The organism is Stenotrophomonas sp., assembly GCF_036662295.1.
Classification (GTDB): Bacteria; Pseudomonadota; Gammaproteobacteria; order Xanthomonadales; family Xanthomonadaceae; genus Stenotrophomonas.
This window is the reverse complement of record NZ_JAVWXA010000177.1, coordinates 1-4,175: the sequence shown is the minus strand read 5'-3', so window position 1 is coordinate 4,175 and position 4,175 is coordinate 1. Positions and strand designations below refer to the sequence as shown.

Sequence of the window (4,175 nt, the reverse complement as noted above, 5' to 3'; positions counted from 1 at the left end):
GCAACGCACTCGCGAGGCTCCGCAACGCCTTGCCCCGCAGATGGGCGAACAACCAAAAAAAAGACCCCGCCGAAGCGGGGTCTCCTGTCACGCATGACCTGGGCGATTACTTGCCGAAGTCGTACTTCATCTGCGCATACACCGCGCGCCCGTAGATGCTGTAGAAGGCGCTGTTGTACGGCGTGCCGGTCGTGCCCGGGTAGCTGTAGGCCTGGCCTTCGGGCATCTTGTTGAACACGTTGTTGACCATCAGCGACAGCGTCAGGTCGTCCTGCGCGCGATAGTTCACGCTCAGGTTGTAGGTCGTGTACGACCCCCACTTGCCCGCTGCCTTGCCCGATGCCGTGTGCACGTAGTCATAGCCGTTCAGACCGGCCAGGTAGTTCGGCGTCTTGCCCACGTAGTTGGCATACGCGGTCGTCGTGAACCTGCCCAGCGACCAGGCCACCGCCGCATCGCTGCGCACCTTGGCGTAGTTGTCGTAGTTCCACATCGCCACCGGGTTGCCCAGCAGGTCCTGGAAGTCTTCGCCCGGCTCGGACTGCACTTCACGCTTCAGCATGTTGGTGTAGTTGCCCGAGAACTGCAGCGCGCCGAAGCGGCCGATGTCCTGCAGGTACTTGAAGCCCACCGTCACCGCCTGCAGGTTCTGCCGCGCCACGTTCATCTTCGGCGTGTACAGGCTGCTCAGGTTGCCGGCCGCATCGCGCACCACCCAGTCGGCCACGTTCTGGCAGGTGGCCGAGGCCGCGTTGGGCAGGCTGTTGCGGCAGTAGTACTCGGCCAGCAGCAGCTGGTCGGTGCTGGCCGTGTCGACCTCGTTCTCGATCTTCCAGTTGTAGTAGTCGGCCGAGATCGACAGGTTCGCCATCGGCGCCCACACCAGGCCGGCATTCCACACATCGGCGGTGATCGGCTCCAGATCCGGGTTGCCGGCGCGCTCGGAGTACACCGACACGTTGTTGTCGTAACGGCAATCGGCGGTGTTGCCCGGCACGTAGCCCAGCTGGCCGCAACGGAAGTAGTCGGTCGAGCTGTTGGCGTAGTAGCCGCTGGTGCCCTGGAAGGCATCGGACAGCGTCGGCGCGCGGAACGCGGTGCCGTACTTGCCGCGGACCAGCAGGCTCTGCAGCGGACGGTATTCCAGGCCCAGGCTGTAGGTCGCCTTGTCCACCGTGTTGTCGGCGATCTTGAAGGCGTCATAGCGACCGGACGCGGTCACGGTGAGCTGCTCCAGCAGCGGCATGCGCAGCTCGGAGGTCACCGCGTAGTTGCTGCGGTGGCCATTGCCGGCCACGGCCGAGGAACCCCACGCCTGGCCATCCAGCACGCGCTGGTCGGGCGAGTAATCCCAGCCTTCGCTGCCACCTTCCACCACCACCGCAAAGCCGGCGTCGCCGCCGGGCAGGCTGAACAGCGCGCCGTTGGTCACCTGCGCGCGGGCCAGGTTCTGCCAGGTGCGGCTGCGGTTGTGCGCATAGCCGGTGAAGCTGGCGAAATCCTCCGGCGGGATCGCCGAGTAGAACGCGCCCCAGTTGGGGTTGTAGATGTCCCAGCCGTCGGCGGTGGTGCCCAGGCTGGCGCCCAGCACGTGCTCGGCGAAGTAGTTGTTGATCGGGTCCTGCCAGCGCATGAACTTGTTCTCGGTGAGCTTGTACTCACCGCGGGTGAAGCTGGCGCTGTAGTCCCAGTTGCCGGCCATGCCCTTCGCGCCCAGGGTCACCTGGTAGGAGCGGCTCTCATCGCTGTTGAGCACGTCCTTGTAGCCCTGGCCACCGATGTCTTCGGGGGCGAAGGCGCGCTGCAGGTTGACCACCTTGCCCGAGGACTGGTCGTAGAACCCGCCCATCGTGCTCTTGGTGCCCCACCACAGGTAGTTCGAGCCGGAGGTGTACTCGGTCTTTTCCTTGCTGTAGAGCAGGTCGGCGAACAGCTGCAGGTTGTCGTTCACGTCGAAGGTGAGCGCCGAATAGAACTGGCCGCTGTCCTTGCCGTTCTTGACGGTCTTGTAGCCGGCGCCATACACCGAACCGCAGGACAGGCCCGAGGCGCGCGTGCCCATCACGGTGGTGCCGCCGAACTGGCCGGCCACGCTGGCGCAGTTGGTCGGGTCCATCATGTACAGGCGGTTGGTGTCGGCATCGATGACGGCGAAGTCATTGCCCGGCACCTGCGCGGTGTAGCCGTTGGCGTTGGTGGTGCGGGTGATGTCGCGCTGGTAGCCCCAGATCGGGTTGCTCGACTCGATCTGCACGTTGACCAATGCATTGAAGCGGTCGTCGAAGGCGCTGAAACCATGCGCCGCGCTCAGGCGCACGCTGTTGCCGCCGCCTTCGGTGTAGGTGCCGCCACGCACGGTGACGGTGCCGCCATCCATGCGTTCCTTGAGGATGATGTTGACCACGCCGGCGATCGCATCCGAGCCGTACAGCGAGGACTGGCCACCGGGCAGCACTTCAATGCGCTCGACGATGTCGATCGGGATGCCGCTGATGTTGTTGAACGTATCGCCGCCGTTGTAAAGCGCCGGATAGGACATCATCGGGCGGCCGTTGATCAGGTACTTGGTGTAGCCCGGATTGAGGCCGAACATGCCGGCCGCTTCGGCGCCCTGGGTGAACGATGCGGAGGTCTGGCCGCCCTGCAGGCCGCCGGTGGTCAGCGAGGACTGCTGCAGTACCTCGGCCACGCTGGTGAAGCCGCGGGTCTGGATGTCCTCGGCGGTGATGGACATCACCGGGGTCTGCGTTTCGAGATCGGTCTGCGGAATCAGCGAGCCGGTGACGGTGACCTTGTCGAGCGTCGTGGCTTTTTCCTGTGCCATGGCCGGAGCGGCTGCGGAGGCGATCAGGGCGGAGAACAAGGCAGCGGCGAGCGTGTTGCGACGTGCGGTAGAGCTGTAGTTCATCAAATAGTCCAAGTGCAGAAACGAAAAGCACCGCGCCAAAATCCCCTCCCGTAATGCACGAGAACGCTGAACGCAGTGCCAATCGAACCTAACATGAACTTAACGAAAATTGCATGGTTTGCTAGCTTTTGTGAATTCCAGTCAGCATTGGTCAAGGTTGTATGATGACGCGCTATTCGTCTCTCTTTGTCGGAGTCCTGCAGTGAGCAGCAGCCAGTCGCGTCGTCCCCACGTCAGCCAGGTGCAGAAAGGCCTGAGCCCGCACCCGCGCGTCCGCAACGTGATCGCGGTGGGGTCGGGCAAGGGCGGGGTGGGCAAGTCCACGACGGCGGTGAACCTGGCCGTGGCGCTGGCCCGGCTGGGGGCGCGGGTGGGGCTGCTCGATGCCGACATCTACGGCCCCAGCGTGCCGGCGATGCTGGGCCTGAGTGGCCGCCCGGAGAGCCCGGACAACAAGTCGATCGAGCCGATGCGCGCGTTCGGCGTGGAGACCATGTCCATCGGCTACCTGATCGAAGACGAGACCCCGATGATCTGGCGCGGTCCGATGGCGACCTCGGCGATGACGCAGTTCTTCAACGACACCCTCTGGGACGACCTGGATTACCTGCTGATCGACCTCCCGCCGGGCACCGGCGACATCCAGCTCACGCTCACCCAGAAGATTCCGCTGGCCGGCGCGGTGATCGTCACCACGCCCCAGGACATCGCCACGCTGGATGCGAAGAAGGCGCTGAAGATGTTCGAGAAGGTCGAGGTGCCGGTGCTGGGCATCGTGGAGAACATGGCCGTGCATACCTGCAGCAACTGCGGTCAGGTGGAGCACCTGTTCGGCGAAGGCGGTGGCCAGCGCATGGCCGCGCAGTATGGCGTGCCGCTGCTGGGTTCGCTGCCGCTGGAAATCGGCATCCGCGAGCAGGGCGATGCGGGCACGCCGATCACCGCGGCGGCACCGGATTCATTGGCCGCCCAGGCCTACCTGCAGGCGGCGCAGCGGCTGGTCGAGGAAATGGGCAAGCGCCCGCGGGCGAGCATCCCGATCCTGTCCTCGCTGGTCTGAGGCGTCTGGCGCGCGTGCGCGGCCGTATCACCGGATGGACCCTACGCAGGCCCGGCATTGCCGGGCCTGCGTCGTTCATGGCCTGCGTGTGCGGGGCTCAGAACTTGTAGGTGGCGCCCAGGTACATGAAGCGGCCCACGCTGTCGTACTGCGAGTTGGCGGCACTGTTGCCGAAGTAGCCGACCGGCGGGTCGCGGTCGAACACGT

General features: G+C 64.9%; 2 protein-coding genes. One reads left to right on the top strand and one right to left on the bottom strand.

Annotation, left to right across the window (positions count from 1 at the left end; translation table 11 throughout):
- Positions 1–106: 106 nt before the first annotated feature.
- The gene (locus RSA25_RS19090; RefSeq protein ID WP_332810403.1) at positions 107–2,908 is read right to left on the bottom strand and encodes a TonB-dependent receptor; all 2,802 of its coding nucleotides are present in this window, start codon (positions 2,906–2,908) and stop codon (positions 107–109) included.
- A gap of 202 nt (positions 2,909–3,110) precedes the next feature.
- Here RSA25_RS19090 and apbC point away from each other — a divergent pair, with 202 nt between their 5' ends.
- Positions 3,111–3,968, top strand: coding sequence for an iron-sulfur cluster carrier protein ApbC (gene apbC, locus RSA25_RS19085; protein WP_332810402.1), 858 nt, complete (start codon positions 3,111–3,113; stop codon positions 3,966–3,968).
- Positions 3,969–4,175 lie beyond the last annotated feature (207 nt).